Origin of the sequence: Cupriavidus neocaledonicus, from assembly GCF_000372525.1 — a bacterium.
In the GTDB taxonomy this organism is placed as follows: Bacteria; Pseudomonadota; Gammaproteobacteria; order Burkholderiales; family Burkholderiaceae; genus Cupriavidus; species Cupriavidus neocaledonicus.
Window position 1 is genome coordinate 41,026 of record NZ_AQUR01000093.1, and the last position, 19,788, is coordinate 60,813.

The 19,788-nt window shown below is 67.8% G+C and carries 17 protein-coding genes and 1 tRNA gene; 12 read left to right on the top strand and 6 right to left on the bottom strand.

Annotation, left to right across the window (positions count from 1 at the left end):
• Window positions 1–85 precede the first annotated feature (85 nt).
• Genes A3AG_RS0113275 through A3AG_RS0113325 form a run of 11 tightly spaced genes read left to right on the top strand, consistent with a single transcriptional unit; the run spans window position 86 to window position 13,242 of the window.
• Window positions 86–1,090, top strand: a complete 1,005-nt coding sequence (locus A3AG_RS0113275; RefSeq protein ID WP_026164167.1) for an ABC transporter permease — start codon at window positions 86–88, stop codon at window positions 1,088–1,090.
• Window positions 1,087–1,926 carry an ABC transporter permease gene (locus A3AG_RS0113280; protein ID WP_018005874.1) on the top strand — a complete coding sequence of 280 codons (840 nt, stop codon included), beginning with the start codon at window positions 1,087–1,089 and terminating at the stop codon, window positions 1,924–1,926. Before A3AG_RS0113275 ends, A3AG_RS0113280 begins: the two co-directional genes overlap by 4 nt.
• A gap of 32 nt (window positions 1,927–1,958) precedes the next feature.
• Window positions 1,959–3,596, top strand: coding sequence for an ABC transporter ATP-binding protein (locus tag A3AG_RS0113285; protein ID WP_018005875.1), 1,638 nt, complete (start codon window positions 1,959–1,961; stop codon window positions 3,594–3,596).
• 52 nt (window positions 3,597–3,648) lie between these two features.
• Window positions 3,649–4,911, top strand: coding sequence for a 4-aminobutyrate--2-oxoglutarate transaminase (gene gabT / locus A3AG_RS0113290; protein ID WP_018005876.1), 1,263 nt, complete (start codon window positions 3,649–3,651; stop codon window positions 4,909–4,911).
• 35 nt (window positions 4,912–4,946) lie between these two features.
• Entirely contained in the window at window positions 4,947–6,416 is a 1,470-nt protein-coding gene (gene gabD, locus A3AG_RS0113295) for an NADP-dependent succinate-semialdehyde dehydrogenase (RefSeq protein ID WP_018005877.1), read from the top strand.
• A complete protein-coding gene (locus tag A3AG_RS0113300) occupies window positions 6,413–6,745 on the top strand; it encodes a cupin domain-containing protein (protein ID WP_018005878.1) in 333 nt (110 codons plus the stop codon). The genes gabD and A3AG_RS0113300 overlap by 4 nt, the downstream gene beginning before the upstream one ends.
• Window positions 6,742–8,454, top strand: coding sequence for a thiamine pyrophosphate-binding protein (locus A3AG_RS0113305; RefSeq protein WP_018005879.1), 1,713 nt, complete (start codon window positions 6,742–6,744; stop codon window positions 8,452–8,454). Before A3AG_RS0113300 ends, A3AG_RS0113305 begins: the two co-directional genes overlap by 4 nt.
• Window positions 8,455–8,487: 33 nt before the next feature.
• A complete protein-coding gene (locus tag A3AG_RS0113310) occupies window positions 8,488–9,567 on the top strand; it encodes a histone deacetylase family protein (protein WP_018005880.1) in 1,080 nt (359 codons plus the stop codon).
• Window positions 9,568–9,599: 32 nt separating this feature from the next.
• Window positions 9,600–10,847 carry a Zn-dependent hydrolase gene (locus A3AG_RS0113315; RefSeq protein WP_018005881.1) on the top strand — a complete coding sequence of 416 codons (1,248 nt, stop codon included), beginning with the start codon at window positions 9,600–9,602 and terminating at the stop codon, window positions 10,845–10,847.
• Window positions 10,844–11,746, top strand: coding sequence for a DMT family transporter (locus tag A3AG_RS0113320; protein ID WP_018005882.1), 903 nt, complete (start codon window positions 10,844–10,846; stop codon window positions 11,744–11,746). Before A3AG_RS0113315 ends, A3AG_RS0113320 begins: the two co-directional genes overlap by 4 nt.
• Window positions 11,743–13,242, top strand: a complete 1,500-nt coding sequence (locus A3AG_RS0113325; RefSeq protein ID WP_018005883.1) for an aldehyde dehydrogenase — start codon at window positions 11,743–11,745, stop codon at window positions 13,240–13,242. The genes A3AG_RS0113320 and A3AG_RS0113325 overlap by 4 nt, the downstream gene beginning before the upstream one ends.
• A gap of 67 nt (window positions 13,243–13,309) precedes the next feature.
• Here the strand turns inward: A3AG_RS0113325 and A3AG_RS0113330 are convergent, their stop codons facing one another.
• The 6 genes from A3AG_RS0113330 to A3AG_RS0113355 form a co-directional block, all read right to left on the bottom strand.
• Window positions 13,310–14,179 (bottom strand): phosphodiesterase, encoded by an 870-nt coding sequence (locus A3AG_RS0113330; protein ID WP_018005884.1) that lies wholly within the window; start codon window positions 14,177–14,179, stop codon window positions 13,310–13,312.
• Window positions 14,176–15,261, bottom strand: a complete 1,086-nt coding sequence (locus tag A3AG_RS0113335; RefSeq protein WP_018005885.1) for an ABC transporter ATP-binding protein — start codon at window positions 15,259–15,261, stop codon at window positions 14,176–14,178. Before A3AG_RS0113335 ends, A3AG_RS0113330 begins: the two co-directional genes overlap by 4 nt.
• Complete coding sequence (locus A3AG_RS0113340) at window positions 15,254–16,174, bottom strand: ABC transporter permease (RefSeq protein ID WP_018005886.1); 921 nt, start codon at window positions 16,172–16,174, stop codon at window positions 15,254–15,256. The genes A3AG_RS0113335 and A3AG_RS0113340 overlap by 8 nt, the downstream gene beginning before the upstream one ends.
• Window positions 16,175–16,182: 8 nt before the next feature.
• On the bottom strand, window positions 16,183–17,016 hold the full coding sequence (locus A3AG_RS0113345; protein WP_018005887.1) for an ABC transporter permease: 834 nt from the start codon (window positions 17,014–17,016) through the stop codon (window positions 16,183–16,185).
• Window positions 17,017–17,072: 56 nt separating this feature from the next.
• On the bottom strand, window positions 17,073–18,095 hold the full coding sequence (locus A3AG_RS0113350) for an ABC transporter substrate-binding protein (protein ID WP_018005888.1): 1,023 nt from the start codon (window positions 18,093–18,095) through the stop codon (window positions 17,073–17,075).
• A gap of 83 nt (window positions 18,096–18,178) precedes the next feature.
• Window positions 18,179–19,264: a LacI family DNA-binding transcriptional regulator gene (locus A3AG_RS0113355; RefSeq protein WP_018005889.1), complete on the bottom strand. Its 1,086-nt coding sequence runs from the start codon at window positions 19,262–19,264 to the stop codon at window positions 18,179–18,181.
• 380 nt (window positions 19,265–19,644) lie between these two features.
• Here A3AG_RS0113355 and A3AG_RS0113360 point away from each other — a divergent pair.
• A tRNA-Asp gene (locus A3AG_RS0113360) sits at window positions 19,645–19,721 on the top strand.
• Window positions 19,722–19,788 lie beyond the last annotated feature (67 nt).

The following is a 19,788-nucleotide window of genomic DNA, read 5'->3' on the forward strand; positions in this document are numbered from 1 at the left end:
CGCCGCGCTCCCACCGGGGCACGGCGAGGGCCAGCTGCATCCCAGTGCCGCGGTGGCCAGCCCGGCCGCCAGCGTGGAGCAAGCCGTGAACTTTCTATCCTTTCTTGGCGCCCGTCTCGGAAAGGCCGTCGTGGTCGTCCTTGGCGTGGTCGTCATCAACTTCTTCCTGATCCGGATGGCGCCGGGCGACCCGGCCACCGTGATGGCGGGTGAAGCCGGTGCCGGCGACGCCGCCTTCGTCAACCAGCTGCGCGAGCAGTTCGGGCTCGACAAGCCCGTGCTGACCCAGCTCGGCATCTATCTCAAGGGCGTGGCGCAGCTCGACCTGGGCTACTCCTACCGCAACCACCTGCCGGTGCTCGACCTGATCCTCGACCGCCTGCCCGCGACCTTCCTGCTGATGAGCGGGGCGTTTCTCTTTTCCATCGTGCTGGGCGTGCTGCTCGGCGTGATCGCGGCGCGCACCCGCTACGAGAACCGCCGCCGCTGGATCGACAGCGCGGTGATGTCGGGCGCGCTGCTGCTGTATGCGACGCCGCTGTTCTGGCTGTCGCTGATGGCCATCATCCTGTTCTCGGTGGTGCTGGGCTGGCTGCCCGCCTTTGGCATGGAGACCATCGGTGCCGGCTACACCGGCCTGGCCCGCGTCAGGGACGTGGCGCTGCACATGATCCTGCCGACGGTGTCGCTGGGTTGCTTCTTCATGGCCGTGTACGTGCGCCTGACGCGGGCTTCCATGCTGGAGGTGATGGGCATGGACTACGTGAAGACCGCGCGCGCCAAGGGCGTTCCCGCCGGCCGCGTGATCCGCGTCCATGTGCTGCGCAACGCGCTGCTGCCGGTGATCACGTTTGCCGGCATCCAGCTGGGCCAGATGGCGGGCGGCGCGGTGCTGACCGAGACCGTGTTCTCGTGGCCGGGCATCGGCCGGCTGATGTTCGATGCGCTGCTGCAGCGCGACTACCAGCTGCTGCTGGGCATCTTCTTCGTGACCTCGGCGCTGGTGGTGTTCTTCAACCTGGTGACCGACGTGATCTACCGCTTTATCGACCCGCGCATTGCCGCGGGCGGCAAGGGAGCCACCGCATGAAAGCCTTCCTGCAACGTTATTGCCGCAACTACGGCGCGGTGATCGGCCTGCTGGTGCTGTTGGGAGTCTTGGCACTTGCCGTGCTTGCGCCGGTCTTCTACGAAGAGTCGCCGTGGCTGATGGTGGCCGAGCCGCTGGTGCAGCCGTTCACCGACCCGACGCTTCCCTTTGGCACCGACATGCTCGGCCGCGACATCACCGCCGGCATGCTGTACGGCGCCCGGGTCTCGCTGCTGGTCGGCGTGATCTCCACCGCGGTGGCGCTCGCCGTCGGCATCGCCGTGGGCGCGATCGCGGGATATTGCGGCGGCCGCGTCGACGATGCGCTGATGCGCATCACCGAGTTCTTCCAGACCATTCCGCAACTGGCGATGGCAGTCGTGATCGTCGCCATCTTCAATCCGTCGATCTATTCCATCGTCGCCGCCATCTCCGTGGTGTCGTGGCCGCCGGTGGCGCGCCTGGTGCGCGGCGAATTCCTGTCGCTCAAGCAGCGCGAGTTCGTGCAGGCCGCGGTGGTGATCGGGCAGAAGCCGGTGCGCATCATCGCCACGCAGATCCTGCCCAATGCCATGTCGCCGATCATCGTCTCGGCGTCGTTCATGGTCGCCACCGCGATCCTGACCGAATCGGCGCTGGCCTTCCTGGGGCTGGGCGACCGCAACATGATGAGCTGGGGCTTCATGATCGGCGCGGCGCGAACCATGATCCGCGAAGCCTGGTGGATGAGCGTGTGGCCCGGCGTGGCGATCCTGCTGACGGTGTTGTCGATCAACCTGATCGGCGAGGGCCTGAACGACGCCATGAACCCGCAGCTGCGCCGCCGCGGCGAGTGAGCGCCCGCCCTGGACCAGCAAAGGAAACAGTGATGAAGACCAGCGACCAAGCGCCCCTGCTGTCGATCCGCGATCTGTCGATCGCGCTGCCCGCGGGCGGCGACCGGCCCTACGCGGTGCGCGATATCTCCTACGACCTGCATGCCGGCGAGATCCTCTGCATCGTCGGCGAATCGGGCTCGGGCAAGTCGATGAGCGCCAACGCCATCTTGGGCCTGCTGCCGGCCTACCTGAAACCGGAGCAGGGCCAGATCCTGTTCAAGGGCCGCGACCTGCTGACGCAGGACGAAGCCACGCTGCTCGGCATGCGCGGCAAGGACATGGCCATGGTCTTCCAGGAGCCGCTGTCGGCGCTGAACCCGGTGATGACCGTGGGCGACCAGATCGCCGAGGTCATGCGCGTGCACAACGCCTATCCGGGCGAGGCGCGTGCGCGGCGCGTGCTCGAGCTGCTGGAGTTCGTCGGCCTGCCCGATCCGGCCACGCTGATGCATGCCTATCCGTTCCGCCTGTCGGGCGGCCAGCGCCAGCGCGTGGTGATCGCCATGGCGCTCGCGCTGGAACCGGCGCTGCTGATTGCCGACGAGCCGACCACCGCGCTCGACGTGACCACGCAGGCGCAGATCCTCGACCTGATCCGCCGCATCCAGGCCGAGAAGGGCATGGGCGTGATGTTCGTGACCCATGACTTCGGCGTGGTCGCCGAGATCGCGGACCGCGTGGCGGTGATGGAGAAGGGCGTGCTGGTGGAGATGGGCAGTGCCGACCAGGTGTTGAACCGTCCGCAGCATCCCTATACCAAGCGCCTGATCGGCGCGGTGCCGCATGGCCGTGCCGGCGAGCGCGGGCGCAAAGAGAGCGAGACCGTGCTGGAAGTGCGCGACCTGCGCAAGACCTATGTGACCGGCGGCGGGCTCTTCACCAGAAAGCGAGTCGTGCATGCGGTGGATGGCGTCAGCTTCACCGTGCGTCGCGGCGAAACGCTGGGCATCGTCGGCGAGTCCGGCTCGGGCAAGTCGACCATCGGCAAATGCCTGCTGCGCCTGACGGATATCGATGGCGGGGCACTGATGTTCGATGGCCAGGATATCGCCCGCCTGTCCGAGCGGCAGTTCCGTCCGCTGCGCCGCGACGTGCAGATGATCTTCCAGGATCCGTTTGCCTCGCTCAATCCGCGCCATACGGTGGGCCGCATCATCACCGATGGCCCCGTCGCCAATGGCGTGCCGCTGGCGGCCGCGCAGGCGCGGGCGCGTGAACTGCTGCAACTGGTGGGGCTGGAGGCATCCGCGTTTGACCGCTATCCCAACCAGTTCTCCGGCGGCCAGCGGCAGCGCATCGGCATCGCGCGGGCGCTGGCGCTGGAACCGAAGCTGCTGGTGGCCGACGAATCGGTTTCGGCGCTCGATGTCTCGGTGCAGGCGCAGGTGCTGGAGCTGCTGGCCGAGTTGCAGAAGCGCCTGAACATCGGGCTGATCTTCATCACCCATGACCTGCGCGTCGCCGCGCAGATCTGCCACCACGTGATCGTGATGCACAAGGGCCGCGTGGTCGAGTCCGGCCCACCGGGGCAGATCTTCGATGCCCCGCAGCACGCCTACACGCAGCGCCTGATCGGCGCGATTCCCGGCAAGGAATGGGACCCCACACTGATCCGCGCCGCCGCCTGAACGGCACGGGCACCAACCACGTCGCAACCGCGAAGACAAACTGGAGAGAAGGATGAAGAACGCCGAACTGGTTCGCCGCAAGGACGCCGCCACCCCGCGCGGCGTGGGCGTGATGTGCAATTTCTACGCCGAGCGCGCGCTGAATTCGGAGATCTGGGATGTCGAGGGCAAGCGCTATATCGACTTCGCCGCAGGCATCGCCGTGCTCAATACCGGCCACCGCCATCCGCGCCTGGTCGAGGCCGTCGAGCAGCAGCTGGGGCGCTTCACGCATACCGCCTACCAGATCGTGCCTTACGCCAGCTATATCGAGCTGGCCGAGAAAATCAACCGACGTGCGCCGGGGCGCTCCGCCAAGAAGACCGCTTTCTTCACTACCGGCGCCGAGGCGGTGGAAAACGCCATCAAAATCGCCCGCGCGGCCACCGGCCGCCCCGGAGTGATCGCATTCTCCGGCGGCTTCCACGGCCGCACCATGATGGGCATGGCGCTGACCGGAAAGGTCGCGCCGTACAAGATCGGCTTCGGGCCGTTCCCGGGCGAGGTCTATCACGCGCCGTACCCGTGCGCGCTGCACGGCGTCAGCACCGACGACTCGCTCAAGGCGCTGCAGCACCTGTTCAAGGCGGACATCGACCCCAAGCGCGTCGCCGCGATCATCTTCGAACCCGTGCAGGGCGAGGGCGGTTTCAACGTCGCGCCGACCGACTTTGTGCGCGCGCTGCGCGCGGTCTGCGACGAGCACGGCATCCTGATGATCGCCGATGAAGTGCAGACCGGCTTCGGCCGCACCGGCAAGCTGTTCGCGATGGAGCATTACGACGTGGCGCCGGACCTGACCACCATGGCCAAGAGCCTGGCCGGCGGCATGCCGCTGTCGGCGGTGTGCGGCCGCGCCGAAGTGATGGACGCGCCCGCGCCCGGCGGGCTGGGCGGCACGTATGCCGGCAACCCGCTGGCGGTGGCGTCGGCGCTGGCGGTGCTCGATGTACTCGAAAGCGAAAACCTGATCGAACGCGGCGCCGAGCTGGGCGAGCGTTTGATGACGCGCCTGGAAAGCCTGCGTCCGCGCGTGCCGCAGATCGCCGAAGTGCGCGGTGTCGGCGCAATGGTGGCGGTGGAATTCCGCCAGGCCGACGGCAGCCCGGATCCCGACTTTACGCGCACGGTGCAGAACCGCGCGCTGGAAAAGGGCCTGCTGCTGCTGTCGTGCGGCGTGTACGGCAATGTCATCCGCTTCCTGTTCCCGCTGACGATCCAAGACGCAGTGATGAACGAAGGCCTGGACATCCTGGCCGAGGCACTGACCCGCTGACCGGTCCACATTCATCGATACCGAAGAGACTACCCATGCAACTCAAGGACTCCGGCCTGCTGCGCGCGCAGGCCTATATCGCCGGCAAGTGGCAGGATGCCGACAGCGGCGCCACCTTCACCGTCACCGATCCCGCCAGCGGCGCCCTGATTGGCACCGTGCCCGCCATGGGCGCGGCCGAAACGCGCCGCGCCATCGACGCCGCGCAGGCGGCGCAGGCCGGCTGGCGCCGCAAGACCGCGCGCGAGCGCGCCGCGGTGCTGCGCGCCTGGTACGAACTGATGCTGGCCAATGCCGACGACCTCGCGCTGCTGATGACCACCGAGCAAGGCAAGCCGCTGGCGGAAGCGAAGGGCGAAGTTGTTTATGCCGCTTCCTTCCTCGAATGGTTCGCCGAGGAAGCCAAGCGCGTCAGCGGCGACGTGCTGGCCACACCCGCCAACGACAAGCGCCTGGTCGTGGTCAAGGAGCCGGTGGGCGTGTGCGCGGCGATCACGCCGTGGAACTTCCCGCTCGCGATGATCACGCGCAAGGCTGGCCCGGCGCTGGCGGCGGGCTGCGCCATGGTGCTCAAACCGGCCGAAGACACGCCGCTGTCGGCGCTGGCGCTGGCGGTGCTGGCCGAGCGTGCCGGGCTGCCGGCGGGCCTGTTCAGTGTGATCACGGGCGACGCCATCGCCATCGGCGGCGAGCTCACGGCCAATCCCGTCGTGCGCAAGCTCAGCTTTACCGGCTCGACCGAGGTGGGGCGCATCCTGATGCGGCAGTCCGCCGACACCATCAAGAAGCTCTCGCTGGAACTCGGCGGCAACGCACCGTTCATCGTTTTCGACGATGCCGATCTCGATGCGGCGGTGGAGGGAGCCATTGCCTCCAAGTACCGCAACGCCGGCCAGACCTGCGTCTGCGCCAACCGGCTCTATGTCCACGACAAGGTCTATGACGCGTTCGCTGAGAAGCTGGTGGCTGCGGTGGCAAGGCTGAAGGTCGGCTACGGCGTCGAGCCCGGCGTGTTGCAGGGCCCCCTGATCAACGAAGACGCAGTGGCCAAGGTGGAATCGCATATCGCCGACGCGCTCGGCAAGGGCGCGCGCCTGCTGACCGGCGGCAAGCGCCATGCGCTGGGCGGCACCTTCTTCGAGCCAACCGTGCTGGCCGACGTGACGCCCGCCATGCGCGTGGCCCGGGAAGAAACCTTCGGCCCGCTGGCGCCGCTGTTCCGCTTCTCCACCGACGAGGAAGCGATCGCGATGGCCAACGATACCGAGTTCGGACTGGCCTCCTACTTCTTCAGCCGCGATATCGGCCGCGTCTGGCGCGTGGCGGAGGCGCTGGAGTACGGCATGGTCGGCATCAACACCGGCCTGATCTCCAACGAGGTGGCGCCGTTCGGCGGCGTCAAGCAGTCGGGCCTGGGCCGCGAGGGCTCGAAGTACGGCCTCGACGAATACCTGGAGATCAAATACCTGTGCATGGGCGGGTTGGACCGCGGGGTGGGCCAATGAGCGGGCCGCAAGACCGGCCCAAAGCCGTCGGCACCGTGCAGGTCGACAACGAGCGCGTGATCGTGACCGAGTGGCGCTTCGCGCCCGGCGCCGAGACCGGCCAGCATCGCCACGGTTTCGACTATGTGGTGGTGCCGATGACCACCGGCGCGCTGCGCTTGCAGACCCCGGCCGGCGAGGTCACCAGCCAGCTGGTCGCCGGCCAGGCTTACTACCGTCCTGCGGGCGTCGAGCACAACGTCATCAATGCCCACGAAGGCGAATGCGTGTTCGTGGAGATCGAGATCAAGCCGGCGGCCGGTGCCGCGGGCGCAGGAGGTAGCCAATGAGCCAAGCCAATCCTACCCTGCGCGAGCGCAATGGCGGGCAGATCCTTGTCGAGCAGCTGCGCATCCAGGGCGTGCGGCGCGTGTTCCTGGTGCCGGGCGAGAGCTACCTGCCGTGCATCGATGCGCTCTACGACCACCAGGACGCGATCACGCCGATCGTCTGCCGTCAGGAAAGCGGCGCCGGCTACATGGCCGAAGCCCACGGCAAGCTGACGGGCGAGCCCGGCGTTTGCTTCGTCACGCGCGGCCCCGGCGCCACCAATGCCAGCATCGCCGTGCATACCGCGTTCCAGGACTCCACGCCGATGATCCTGTTCGTCGGGCAGGTGGGCAACGATTTCTGCGAGCGCGAAGCCTTCCAGGAAATCGACTACCGCCGCATGTTCGGCCAGATGGCCAAGTGGGTCGCGCAGATCGACCGCACCGACCGCATCCCCGAGTTCATCGCGCGCGCCTTCGCGGTGGCGACCAGCGGCCGGCCCGGCCCGGTGGTGCTCGCGTTGCCCGAGGACACGCTGTGGGGCAACGCCACCGTGGCCGACATGCCGCGCTACGTGCGCAGCCACTCGGCTCCGGCGCCGCACGCGCTGGCATCGCTGGCCGCAATGCTGGAACAGGCCGAGCGCCCCTTCCTGATGATCGGCGGCTCCGGCTGGACCCCCGAGGCGATGCGCCAGATGGAAGGCTTCGCCGAACGCTTCGGCCTGCCTGTGGGGCTGGCGTGGCGCCGGCTGGAGTGCTTCGACAACCACCATCCCAATTACGCCGGCCACGTTGGCTGGGGCATGAGCGAGGCGTTGCGTACGCGCATCCGCGAGTCGGACCTGCTGATCGCCATCGGCACGCGCATGGGCGAGGCTACCACCGAGGGCTATACCGTGGTGGAAAGCCCGCTGCCGCGCCAGCGGCTGGTGCACGTGTATCCCGATCCGGAAGAGCTGGGCCGCGTGTTCCGCGCGGAGCTGCCTGTCGTTGCCGACGTCGTCTCATTCGCCGCCGCGGTGGATGGCCTGCGCCCGGTGCGTGAACACAATCGCGCCGCATTGGTGGAGCGCGCGCGGCACGACTACCTCGACAGCCAGAAGGCGCTGCCCGCCCCAGGCCCGCTGAACCTGAACCAGGCCGCCTGCCTTGTGCGCGAGCGCCTGCCCGACGATGCCTGCATCACCGTCGGCGCCGGCAACTACGCGGTCTTTCCGCATACCTATTGCCGCTACAAAGGCGTTGGCACCAGCCTCGCGCCCACCGTGGGCTCGATGGGCTACGGCCTGCCGGCGGCCATTTCCGCCAAGCTGGAGCACCCGGAACGCACCGTGGTCTGCTACGCGGGCGACGGCTGCTTCCAGATGAACCTGCAGGAGCTGGGCGTGGCCATGCAGTACCGCCTCGGCATCGTGGTGCTGGTGTTCAACAACGGCATCTGGGGCACGATCCGCGCCCACCAGGAACGCGAATTCCCCGGCCGGACCATCGCGCTGGGCTTCGAGAACCCGGAGTTCGCCGAACTGGCGCGCGCCTATCGCGGCTACGGCGAGGTGGTGTCGAGCGACGCCGAATTCGGTCCCGCGCTGGATCGCGCGCTCGACTTCGCCAGTACGCACAGCATGCCGGCGCTGCTGGAGCTGCGTTACGACCCCGACGGCATCGCGCCTGGCATGACCCTGTCCGGCATCCGCGCGGCGGCGCTGGCGCGCCAGGCGGCAGGCTGAGCCGGGGATTCCCTTCACAACAAGATCTAAACCATGCGTGCCTTCTTCTCGGATGATCAGTTGCTGCACGAGCCCCGCCAGTTCATGCGCGCAGGCCGGTTGTGCGCGCCGACCGACGTGCCGGCCCGCGCAGCAGCACTGCAGCGCGCGCTCGCCGCGCGCGGCATCGAACTGGCGGCGCCGCCCGATTGCGGGCGCGCGCCGCTCGAGGCGGTGCACAGTCCGGCCTATCTCGACTTCCTCGCCAGTGCCTGGGCGCGCTGGCAGGAACTGGCGCGTCCCGGCTTCGAGCCCGGCATCGAAGTCCTGCCCAATCTATCGCCGTATCACAACGGCAAGGTCGGCGAGCCGCGCCGTCCCGTGTGTCCCACTGATTCTGTGATTGCCCAGGCCGGCTACTACCTGGGCGACCTCAGCTGCCCGCTCGGGCCGGACAGCTGGCGCGCGATCCTGCGCGGTGCGCACAGCGCGGTGGCGGCCGCACGCCACGTGTGCGAGCGGCAGGACGGCGCCGGCATGGCCTACGCGCTGTGCCGTCCCTCCGGCCACCACGCTCACAGCGACCGCGCGGCCGGCTTCTGCTACGTCAACAACTCGGCCATCGCGGCACAGACGCTGCTGGCCCGCTTCGGCAAGGTGGCGGTGCTCGACGTCGATGCGCATCACGGTGACGGCACCCAGCAGATTTTCTATCACCGTTCCGATGTGATGACGATCTCGCTGCATGCCGATCCGGCGGATTACTACCCGTTCTATACCGGCTATGCAAACGAGCGCGGCTATGGCGCGGGCTATGGCTACAACCTCAACTTCCCGCTGCCGCACGGCAGCGGCGACGTTGAGTTCCTGTCGGCGCTCGACGGCGCGCTGGACGCGCTGCGCGACTATCGCCCGCAGGCGGTGGTGCTGGCGCTGGGCTTCGATACTTACGAGAACGATCCCATCAGCGTCCTGAAGGTCAGCATGGATGGCTACCGCGGCATCGGCGAGCGCATCCATGCGCTGGGCCTGCCGACGGTGGTGGTGCAGGAGGGCGGGTACGAGGTCGAGGCCATCGGCCGCGGGCTGGACGCATTCCTGGCCGGTTTCGCACCCGCGACCGCTCAGGCCTGAACGACGCAATCACCAATACCGGGAGAACTGCAATGACTAGCAAGATCGCCGTCAACGGCCAGCGCCTGTGGCAATCGCTGATGGACCTGGCACGGATCGGCGCCACGCCGAAGGGCGGCAATGCGCGGCTGGCCCTGACCGCGCTCGACGGCCAGGGCCGCGACCTGGTATGCGGCTGGATGCGCGACGCGGGCCTGACCGTGACGGTGGACCGCGTCGGCAACATCTTCGGTCGCCGCGCCGGGCGCAACGATGCCCTGCCGCCGGTGATGACCGGCAGCCATATCGATACGCAGCCAACCGGCGGCAAGTTCGACGGCTGCTTCGGCGTGCTGGCCGGGCTGGAGGTCATGCGCACGCTCAACGACCATGGCGTGACCACCGAAGCGCCGCTCGAGCTCGCCATCTGGACCAACGAGGAAGGCACGCGCTTCGTGCCGGTGATGATGGGTTCGGGCGTGTTCGCGGGCATCTTCCCGCTGCAGACCGCGCTGGACGCCACCGATACCGAAGGCAAGCGCGTGGCGGATGAACTGCAGGCCATCGGCTATGCCGGCACCGACGAAGTGGGCGGGCGGCCGGTGGGAGCGTATTTCGAGGCGCATATCGAGCAGGGCCCGGTGCTGGAAGCGGCGGACAACGTGATCGGGGTGGTCACCGGTTCACTGGGGCTGCGCTGGTACGACGTGACCGTGACCGGCATGGAAGCGCACGCCGGCCCCACGCCGATGCCGCTGCGCCGCGACGCGCTCTACGGCGCCACCCACGTGATGCAGGAAGTGGTGCGCATCGCCCACGACTTCGCGCCGCACGGCCGCGGCACGGTGGGCGTGGTCAATCTCCACCCCGGCTCACGCAACGTGATCCCCGGTGCGGTGAAGTTCACGGTCGACCTGCGCCACGAGGATGCCGGCAAGCTGGCCGAGATGGACGCACGCTTCCGCGCCGCGTGCGAGGCGCTGGCGCAGGGCAAGACCACCGGCGCCACGTTCGACGTGAAGATCGAGGACGTGCAGTACTTCCCGCCCACCCCGTTTGCGCCGGAACTGGTCGAACACGTGCGCCGCGAAGCCGTGGCGCGCGGCTACAGCCAGCAGAACATCGTCACCGGCGCCGGCCACGATGCCGTCTACATGGCCAGCGTGACCCCGACCGCGATGATCTTCGTGCCCTGCAAGGACGGCATCAGCCACAACGAAGTGGAAGACGCCCGGCCCCAGCATCTGGAAGCCGGCGCCAACGTGCTGCTCGGCGCGATGGTGGCACAGGCGGGCGCATGACCGCCGCGGCCCGGGGCATGCCCGACTGGTGGCGTGGCGGGCTGCTGTTCCTGTGCGTGGTGACGCTGTTCGCTACCGTGGACGCCACCGCCAAGCACCTGGTCGGCCGCTATCCCGCGCCGTTTCTCAACGCGGTGCGCTACGGCGCCACGCTGGCGGTGGCCGTGGCCATGCTCGCCGGATCGGGCCAGCTTCGCTTCTGGCGCACACCGCACCGCGGTTTGCTGGTGCTGCGCGGGTTGATGCTGGCGGTGGTCGGCACCTGCTTCATGACCGCGCTGCTGTGGATGCCGCTGGCCGAGGCCACCGCCATCTATTTCATGGCGCCGCTGATGGTGGTGGGCCTGTCGCCGTGGATGCTGGGCGAGAAAGTCGGCCCGCGCCAGTGGCTGGCGGTCGGCGCGGGCTTCTGCGGCATGCTGCTGATCGTACGCCCTGGTGGCGCGGTGTCGTGGCTTGGCACCGTGCTGATGCTGGCCGCCACGCTGGCCTACGCCATGCTGCAACTGCTGACCCGGCGCATGGCGGGGCAGGTCGATGCGCGCGTGCAGTACGGCTTTGCCGCCCTGATCTGCATGGTCGCCACCGGCGTGCCGGCGCCGTTCTTCCCGCCGCCGGTGTGGCCCGACCTGGCCGACTGGCTGGCGATCCTGGCCATGGGGCTGATGAGCGCGGCGGCGCAGGTACTGCTGATCCTGGCCTTGCAGCGCGCGCCGGCGTCGCGCCTGGCGCCGCTGAACTATTTCCATCTGCTGCTGGCGCTGGTCTACAGCGCGCTGTGGTTCGGCCGCTGGCCCGACGCGCTGGCGCTGGCCGGCATCGCCCTGATCGTGGTCGCGGGCCTGACGCAGACGCTGCCGTCGCCCGTGGCCCTGTCAACCAAACGAGGAACCCCATGAGCGAAACACGCGACCTGTCTTACTGGCAGGCCCGGGCAGCCGGATTGCGCCCGCAAAGCCGCGCCTACATCGGCGGCGAATGGAGCGACGCCGCCAACGGCGCCACCTTCGACACGATTAACCCCGCCACCGGCGCCGTGCTGGCCAAGGTAGCGGCATGCGGCGCGGCCGACGTCGACCGCGCCGTCGCGGCGGCACGCCAGGCCTTCGAGCAAGGCGTCTGGTCCGGCCTGGCGCCACGCGAGCGCAAGGCGGTGCTGCTGCGCCTGGCCGCGCTGATCGAGACCCACCGCGAAGAAATGGCCCTGCTGGAAACGCTGGACATGGGCAAGCCCATCGGCGATACGCTGGCCTACGACATTCCGGAAGCGGCGCGCACCTTCGCGTGGTACGCCGAGGCCATCGACAAGCGCTACGACGAGATCGCCCCCACCGGCGGCAACGTGCTCGCCACCATCACGCGCGAGCCGCTCGGCGTGGTGGCGGCCGTGGTGCCGTGGAACTATCCGCTGCTGATGGGCAGCTGGAAGGTCGCACCTGCGCTGGCTGCGGGTAACAGCGTCATCCTCAAGCCTGCCGAACAGTCGCCGCTTAGCGCGCTGCGGCTCGCCGAGCTGGCCGCTGAAGCCGGCATTCCGCCCGGGGTCTTCAATGTGGTGCCGGGACTGGGCGCACAGGCCGGGCAGGCGCTCGGCCTGCATCCGGACGTGGATTGCATCGCCTTCACTGGCTCGACGGCTACCGGCAAGCGCTTCATGGAATATTCCGGCCAGTCCAACCTGAAGCGTGTCTGGCTCGAATGCGGCGGCAAGTCGCCGCATATCGTCTTTGACGACTGCCCCGACCTCGAGCGCGCCGCGCAGGCGGCCGCCATCGGCATCTTCACCAACCAGGGCGAGATCTGCATCGCCGGCTCGCGTCTTTATGTCCAGCGCGCCATCTATGAGCCGTTCATGGAGAAGCTGGAGGCGTATGCCCGGGCAATGCAGCCCGGCGACCCGCTCGACCCGGCCTCTGCCATGGGCGCTATCGTCGACGCGCGCCAGCTCGACCGCGTAATGTCCTATGTGGACGGCGGGCAGCGCGAAGGGGCGAGGTTGCGTCTGGGCGGCGAACGCGTCCGCACGGACACTGGGGGCTATTTCCTGCAGCCGACCATCTTCGAATGCCCGAGCCAGTCGCTCAGCATCGTGCGCGAGGAGATCTTTGGACCGGTGCTGGCCGTGACCATGTTTGATACCGAGGAGGAAGTGGTGCGCATGGCCAACGATTCGCCTTATGGGCTTGGCTCAGGGTTGTGGACTGCCAACCTGTCACGCGCACACCGTGTCTCGCGGCGGCTGCGGGCCGGGCTGGTGTGGGTCAACTGCTATATGGATGGCGATATCACGGTGCCGTTTGGCGGAGTCAAGCAATCGGGTTCCGGGCGAGACAAGTCGTTGCATGCGTTGGACAAATACAGCGATCTGAAGACTACGTGGATCCGGCTGGAGTAAGGCCGGCAATCACCGGGTCAGAAATGGATGGTGAATCCGGAAATTGCGCCGGTTGCCGAGCGGTGCCTCAGTCGATCAGCTTCCCCTGTGCATCGAAGAACGGATACGCAGGTCCATGGTCCCCGATGGCAACGGCATGGGTCACCAGTCCGTGCACGGGATGCCACCAGTGCAGCAGCATGCCTGGCGGCTCCATGCGGAAGCACGAAGCCGCCTGCGGGTCGAGGTCCAGCGCGACCTGGTGCGCCGGGCCGGGCGCGGTCATGGCGATGGTGCCGCCGAAGCGCCGGGTGATATGCCGATGCAGGTGGCCGCACAGCACCCGCTCCACCTGTGGATGGCGCCGCACCACGATTTCGAGCAGCGCGGCGTTCTCCAGGCCCTGCCGGTCCATATGGCCGATGCCTGTGTGGAAAGGCGGGTGATGCAGCATCAGCAGGGTGGGGCGCTGCGGCGCGGCGGCCAGCGCGGCTTCCAGCCATGGCAGCGCATCCGGGTCCACGCGCCCGCCGCTTTGGCCGGGGACGGTGCAGTCGAAGGCGATCAGCGTCAGAGGCCCCGCGTCGATGCGGTAATGGACCGGGGCGTCGGCATCGCCCGCGGCGAACAGATAGGCGTGATCGGCGTGATCCGCGAATACGCGGCGCAGTGCGCCGCGGCTGTCGTGATTGCCCGGCATCAGCCGCACCGGCATCGGCAAGGCTTCAAGCATCCCTCGCAGGAAGCGATATTCATCCTCGCTGCCGAAGTCGACCAGGTCGCCGGTCACCACCGCAACGTCGGGGCGCTGCGGCAACGCCAGCAGCGTGTCGATGCACTGGCGCAGCGCGCCTGCGGTATCCACGCGCCGGTAGGAAAGCTTGCCGCCCGCCTTGATATGCAGGTCCGTGATGTGGGCGACCAGGTAGGGACTGGCCTGCGGGGCACTCTGCATCATGCCGCGCTCCCTACTGACACCGAGGGCGCAGCGGGCACCGTCAGCAGATGGCCGGTATCGATGCGCAGGCCAACGCGGTCGCCGGCTACCCAGCGGTCGCGGCGCGCGGTATCGAGCACGATCGGGGCAGGTGCGCCCACATCGACCAGCAGCCGGGTCGCATGGCCAAGGAACAGGGCCGTGACGACATTGCCGGCCACATGGACGTCGGGCGCATTCGGTGCGTCGGCCAGCGCTACGTCCTCGGGCCGGAACATCAGCTCCACCTGCGCCACCTCGATGTGCCGCGGCTCGCGCGGCAAGGCGCCACCGGGCACGCGCCATAGACGGTGATCCGCAGCCGCCGGCAGGCGGTTCATCGTGCCGATGAAGTCGGCGACGAAGGCATTGGCCGGATGCCGGTAGATGTCCTGCGGCGTGCCGCTTTGCGCGATGCGTCCCTTGTCCATCACGATGATCCGGTCGCCAAGCGCCATCGCCTCGGCCTGGTCGTGCGTGACATACACAGTGGTGATGCGCAGGCTGCGCAGCAACTGGTTGATGTCGGCGCGCAGCGCATCGCGCAGCTTGGCATCGAGCGCCGTCAGCGGTTCGTCCAGCAGCAGCACACGCGGCTGCACGGCGATGGCGCGCGCCAGCGCCACGCGCTGGCGCTGGCCACCGGACAGCTGGTCGACGCGCCGGTTGGCGAAGGTGCCCAGCTGCATCATGGCGAGCATGTCGTCGACCCGGCGCCGGCGGGTCTGTGCGTCGACCTTGCGCACGCGCAGGCCATAGCCGATATTCTCGGCCACGGTCATATTGGGGAACAGGGCATAGTTCTGGAACACCATGCCGACGCCGCGCTGCTCGATCGGCAGATGCGTGACCGCCGCGCCGCCGAACAGGACCTCTCCGCCGGTATCGGGAAACTCCAGCCCCGCGATCATCCGCAGCGTGGTGGTCTTGCCGCAGCCCGACGGACCGAGCAGCACGACGGTTTCGCCGGCACCGATATCCAGATCCAGTGGTTCGAGCGCGCGCGTGCCGTCGGCGAACGTCTTGCCGCATTGGCGCAGGGCGATGGTGGTGGGCTCATGCATGGCGGGGGGCCTCCGTCTGTGGTTGGGACTGCGGCGTGCTGTCCGGTCCGGCTGGCGCGTTCAGCGAACTGGTGACCGTGCCGGCGAACGGCATGGGCGTGTCCTGCACGGGATGTCGCTGGGCCCGCGCACCCAGCGCGGACACCATTTGCATGATCACCAGCAGCGGAATGATCATCAGGAAAAACACGATGGTGTAGGCAGAGCCGATCTCCAGGCGCATCGAGGCATAGCTGTCGGCGAGTCCGACGGGCAGCGTCTGCGTGGTGGGCGTATGGAGCATCCATGTCAGATTGAATTCGCCGACCGAAAGCGTCACGACCATCAGCGCGCCGGCAAGAATCCCTTGCCGGCAATTCGGCAGCACCACGGTGAAAAAGCGCTGCATGCGTGTCGCGCCGAGGCTGGCGGCGGCGTCCTCGAGCGTGCGGATATCGATGGCGGACATGATGGCCAGCACCGAGCGCACCATGAAGGGCAGGGTGAACAGTACATGACCGATCAGGATGAAGACCCAACTGGTGCGCAGCCATGGCAGGCCCCCATACAGCAGGATCAGGCCGAGTGCTGTCGCAAGGCCGGGGATCGCCACCGGCAACATCAGCAGTTCTTCGATCAGCCGGGTCACGCGGCTGCGGCGCAGCGCCATGTAATACGCGGCTGGAACGCCGAGCACCAGCGTGCAGACCAGGCACGCCAGCGCGATCCCTAGCGACAGGAAGATGGTGTTGCGGTACAGGGCCCACACCTCCTCGACCCACCGCGTGGTCAGGCCGCTCTGCAGCCCGACGAAGATATTGTTGGTGAGGCCGGCCAGCACCGACAGCGCCACGGGGACGGTCATGAACGCGCACACGGCGAGCGTCAGTGCGAACTGCGCCCAGTAGGCGGAGCCGCGACGGTTGGTCTTCATGCTTGCTCCTACGCGGTGGCGGCAACCGCGTTGCCGGAAAGATGACGCGCCACCGCCAGCAACGCCCAGGTCACGATACCGAGCAGGATGGAGAGGGCGGCGGCCATGCCGAAGTTGGCGTAGTTGGTGAACTCGTTGTAGATGGTGAGCGGCAGCACATCGAGTTGCGTGGCAAGGGTAAAGGCGGTGCCGAACGCGCCCATGCTGGTGGCGAAGCAGATCGCGCCGCTGGAGATCAGGGCGGGCATCAGCGCCGGCAGCATGACGTCGCGCACCACGCGCCACCGCCCGGCGCCCAGTGAGCGGGCCGCTTCCTCCAGCGAGGCGTCGAGTTTTTCGACCGCCGCCATCACGGTCAGGATCACGCGTGGAATGGAGAAGTACAGGTAGCCGACAAACAACCCGGCCATGCCATAAGCAAAGGTCCAGCGCTCGCCGGCGAGCAGCTCGCCCACCGAGGCGAGCAGGCCGTTGCGGCCGCCCAGCATGATGACCATGAAGCCGATCACCACGCCGGGAAAGGCCAGCGGAAAGGTCAGCATGGCGACCAGAACCGGCTTGCCCGGCACCGGATGCCGCTGCAGAAAGGTTCCCGCCACGCCGGCGATCGCCAGCGTGGCCAGCGTCACCGAGGCCGACAACAGCACCGTGGACAGCAGGCTGTGCAGGTAGCGCGGGCTGGACAGCACGGTCCAGTAGACTCCCGCGCCGCTTTCGCCCGCCACGCTGACCGCCAGCAATTTGGCCATCGGCAGGCAGAAGAACGCCAGGAAAACGATCAGCGCCGGCAGCGCGAAGACGATCAGCGTGCGGGCGGTTGGCGCAGTGGTGCGACGGCGCATGGGTTTCTCCATCTCGAGGGGGACTGGCCGGGGCCGACGCGCGCCCCGGCGCGGCGTCAGCGCACTTCCTTCAGGTACTGGTCGCTGAAGGCCTTTTGCACTTCGGCCATCTTGCCGTAGTCGATGGTCTTCGCGCGCGCATAGTCCGCGGCCGGCAGGAAGCGGGATTCCACTTCCCTGGACACGGCCTTGGCCCGTACCGGGCGCAGATAGGCATTCGCCCACAGCGACTGGCCGGCGTCGGACAGCACGAAGTCCAGCACCTTGCGGGCTTCGGCAGGGTGCGGCGCCTTGTTGACCATGCTCATGACGTAGGGCACCACCAGCGAGCCCTCCCTGGGAATCACGAAGGCAACGTTGGCGCGATCCTTGTAGCGCGCGCGATAGGCGTTGAAGTCGTAATCCAGCAGGATCGGGATTTCACCGGACAGCACGCGCGCGTACGCGGTCTGCTTCGGCACGATGGGCTGGTTCTTCTGCAGGTCCTTGAAGAACTTGAGGGCCGGGCCGAAGTTGTCCAGCGAGCCGCCCAGGGCCTGGTTGATCGCCACCGCGCCGACGTAGCCGACAAAGGCGCTGGCCGGGTCGAGATAGCCAACCATGCCCTTGTACTCGGGCTTCTGCAGGTCGGCCCATGACTGCGGCACCGGTTTGCCGCGCAACGCGTCGACATTGACCATCAGGCCCAGCGTGCCCGAATGGATGGCAAACCAGTGGCCCTGCGGGTCCTTCAGGCCGTCGGGGATGTCATTCCAGTTGGCGGGCTTGTAGGGTGCCGTCACGCCTTCCTTCTGGGCCTGGATGCCGAACGTCACGCCGTAATACACCACGTCGGCCACCGGATTGGCTTTTTCCGCGACGATCTGGGCCAGCGACTGGCCCGAGTTCTTGTTGTCGTGCGGCACCGTGACGCCGGTCTTTTCCTTGATCGCGCGGATCTGCGCTGCCCAGTCCGCCCATTCCGGCGGGCAGTTGTAGCAGATTGCCGTTTGCGCGGCCGCGGCGTGGCTGAATACGACCGCGCCAACCGCGGGCAGCAGCCAGCGCAAGCGGCGCAGCCAGGACGAAGTCGATTGCATGATGCACTCCTTTTCTAGATACGACGGTGGTGGAAAACGGCGTAGGGCGAGGCGATGTCGGCGCTGCTTCGGTTGCAGTGCCGCTAAGCCGGCGGCCCGACGGTAGCGCCTTCGCGCAGCGCGTGCGGCAGCAGCGTCGCGCGCGGCATGCGGGGGGCAGGCGCGGCCCTGGCGCTGGCAGGCTCCAGCCGCGCCAGCAGGCAGCCCAGCGCACGGGCACCGATCTCGTTGTTGGGCTGCGCCACGGTGGACAGCGGCGGTTCCAGCAACTGGCCGAGTTCGATGCCGTCGTAGCCGAGCACGGATACATCGCCGGGCACGGACAGTCCCAGGCGCTTCAGGATGGAAATCACACCGATCGCCAGCATGTCGTTGGTGCAAAACAGCGCGGTGGGCGCGGATGGCGCCGTGACGAATCGCCGGATGCGCTCGACCTCCGCCGGCGTCTGCGTGGGCGTATGGGCCGGCAGGGACAGCGGCGGCAAGGGCTGCAGGCCATGCGCGCGCATCGCGTCCTGGTAACCCATGTGGCGCAGCCTGGCGCGGTCCGACGCGACGAAGGCGCCCGACACCACCGAGATGCGCCGATGCCCGGCCGCGATCAGTCTCTCGACGCCGGCGCGCGCGCTGACGCGGTTGTCCACCGATACCGAATAGCGTTTGCCCCGGCGCGCGCCCTGGTTGTACGCAAGGACATAAGGCACGCCTTCGGCATCCAGCTGTTCCAGCACCGCGCTGCGGGCGGCATCGGCCACCGTCAGCACCATGCCGTCGACGCGGTGACGCAGCAGATATTCGATCCGCTCGCGTTCGCGGGCCGGGTCGTAGCGGCTGGTGACGAGCATCAGCGAATAGCCTTGCGCCAGCGCCGCCTCCTCGATGCCGTGCCAGCATTCGGCAAACACGGCATTCTCGAGCGTCGGCAGCATGACCCCAACGATGCGCGAGCGCTGGGCCCGGAGCTTGGCGCCCAGCAGGTTGGGGCGGAAGCCAAGCTCACCCGCCGCCTGCAATACGCGCTCGGCGGTGTCCTGGCGGACCAGCTCCGGATTGCTGAACACGCGCGAGGCGGTCGCCAGCGACACGCTCGCGGCCCTGGCGACATTGACCAGGGTCGCGCCATTGGATGGCACGGGCGGAGCGGCGAGGGAGGTGGCGTTGCGGCGCATTCGGCAGGAAGCGGGATCAGTACAAGAGTTGCTGCAGAGAAATTGAAAACGTTTTCATTCAAGCCGCAAAAAAACGGGTGTCAAGGACAACCGTTGGTGCGGTGCGCCGCAAAACAACCGGCGCGGTCATGCGAGTGGCCTGGAAGGCCGAATCGGGACGATTGTGCGGGACGCAAGTGACAGCGCGATGACACGGGTTGGCAGCGACCAGCCACGGGCCCTTAGCTTGAGTGCTTGCGGCGCTCACATGATGGGGGGCCGCACCAGGAGCCAAATTTAAACGTGTCCCCGTATTGCGCTGGTACGGGAACATACGCTATAGTTCGGCCTCTCTGCTGCTGCGCTTGGTACGAAAGCCGGCTGCAGCAGGCACCGACACAGGAGTGGTAGTTCAGTCGGTTAGAATACCGGCCTGTCACGCCGGGGGTCGCGGGTTCGAGTCCCGTCCACTCCGCCAATTTGAAAAGCCCGCATAAGCGGGCTTTTTCTTTTGTACGGCGTCGAGCGAGCCGCCTGCGGCACGC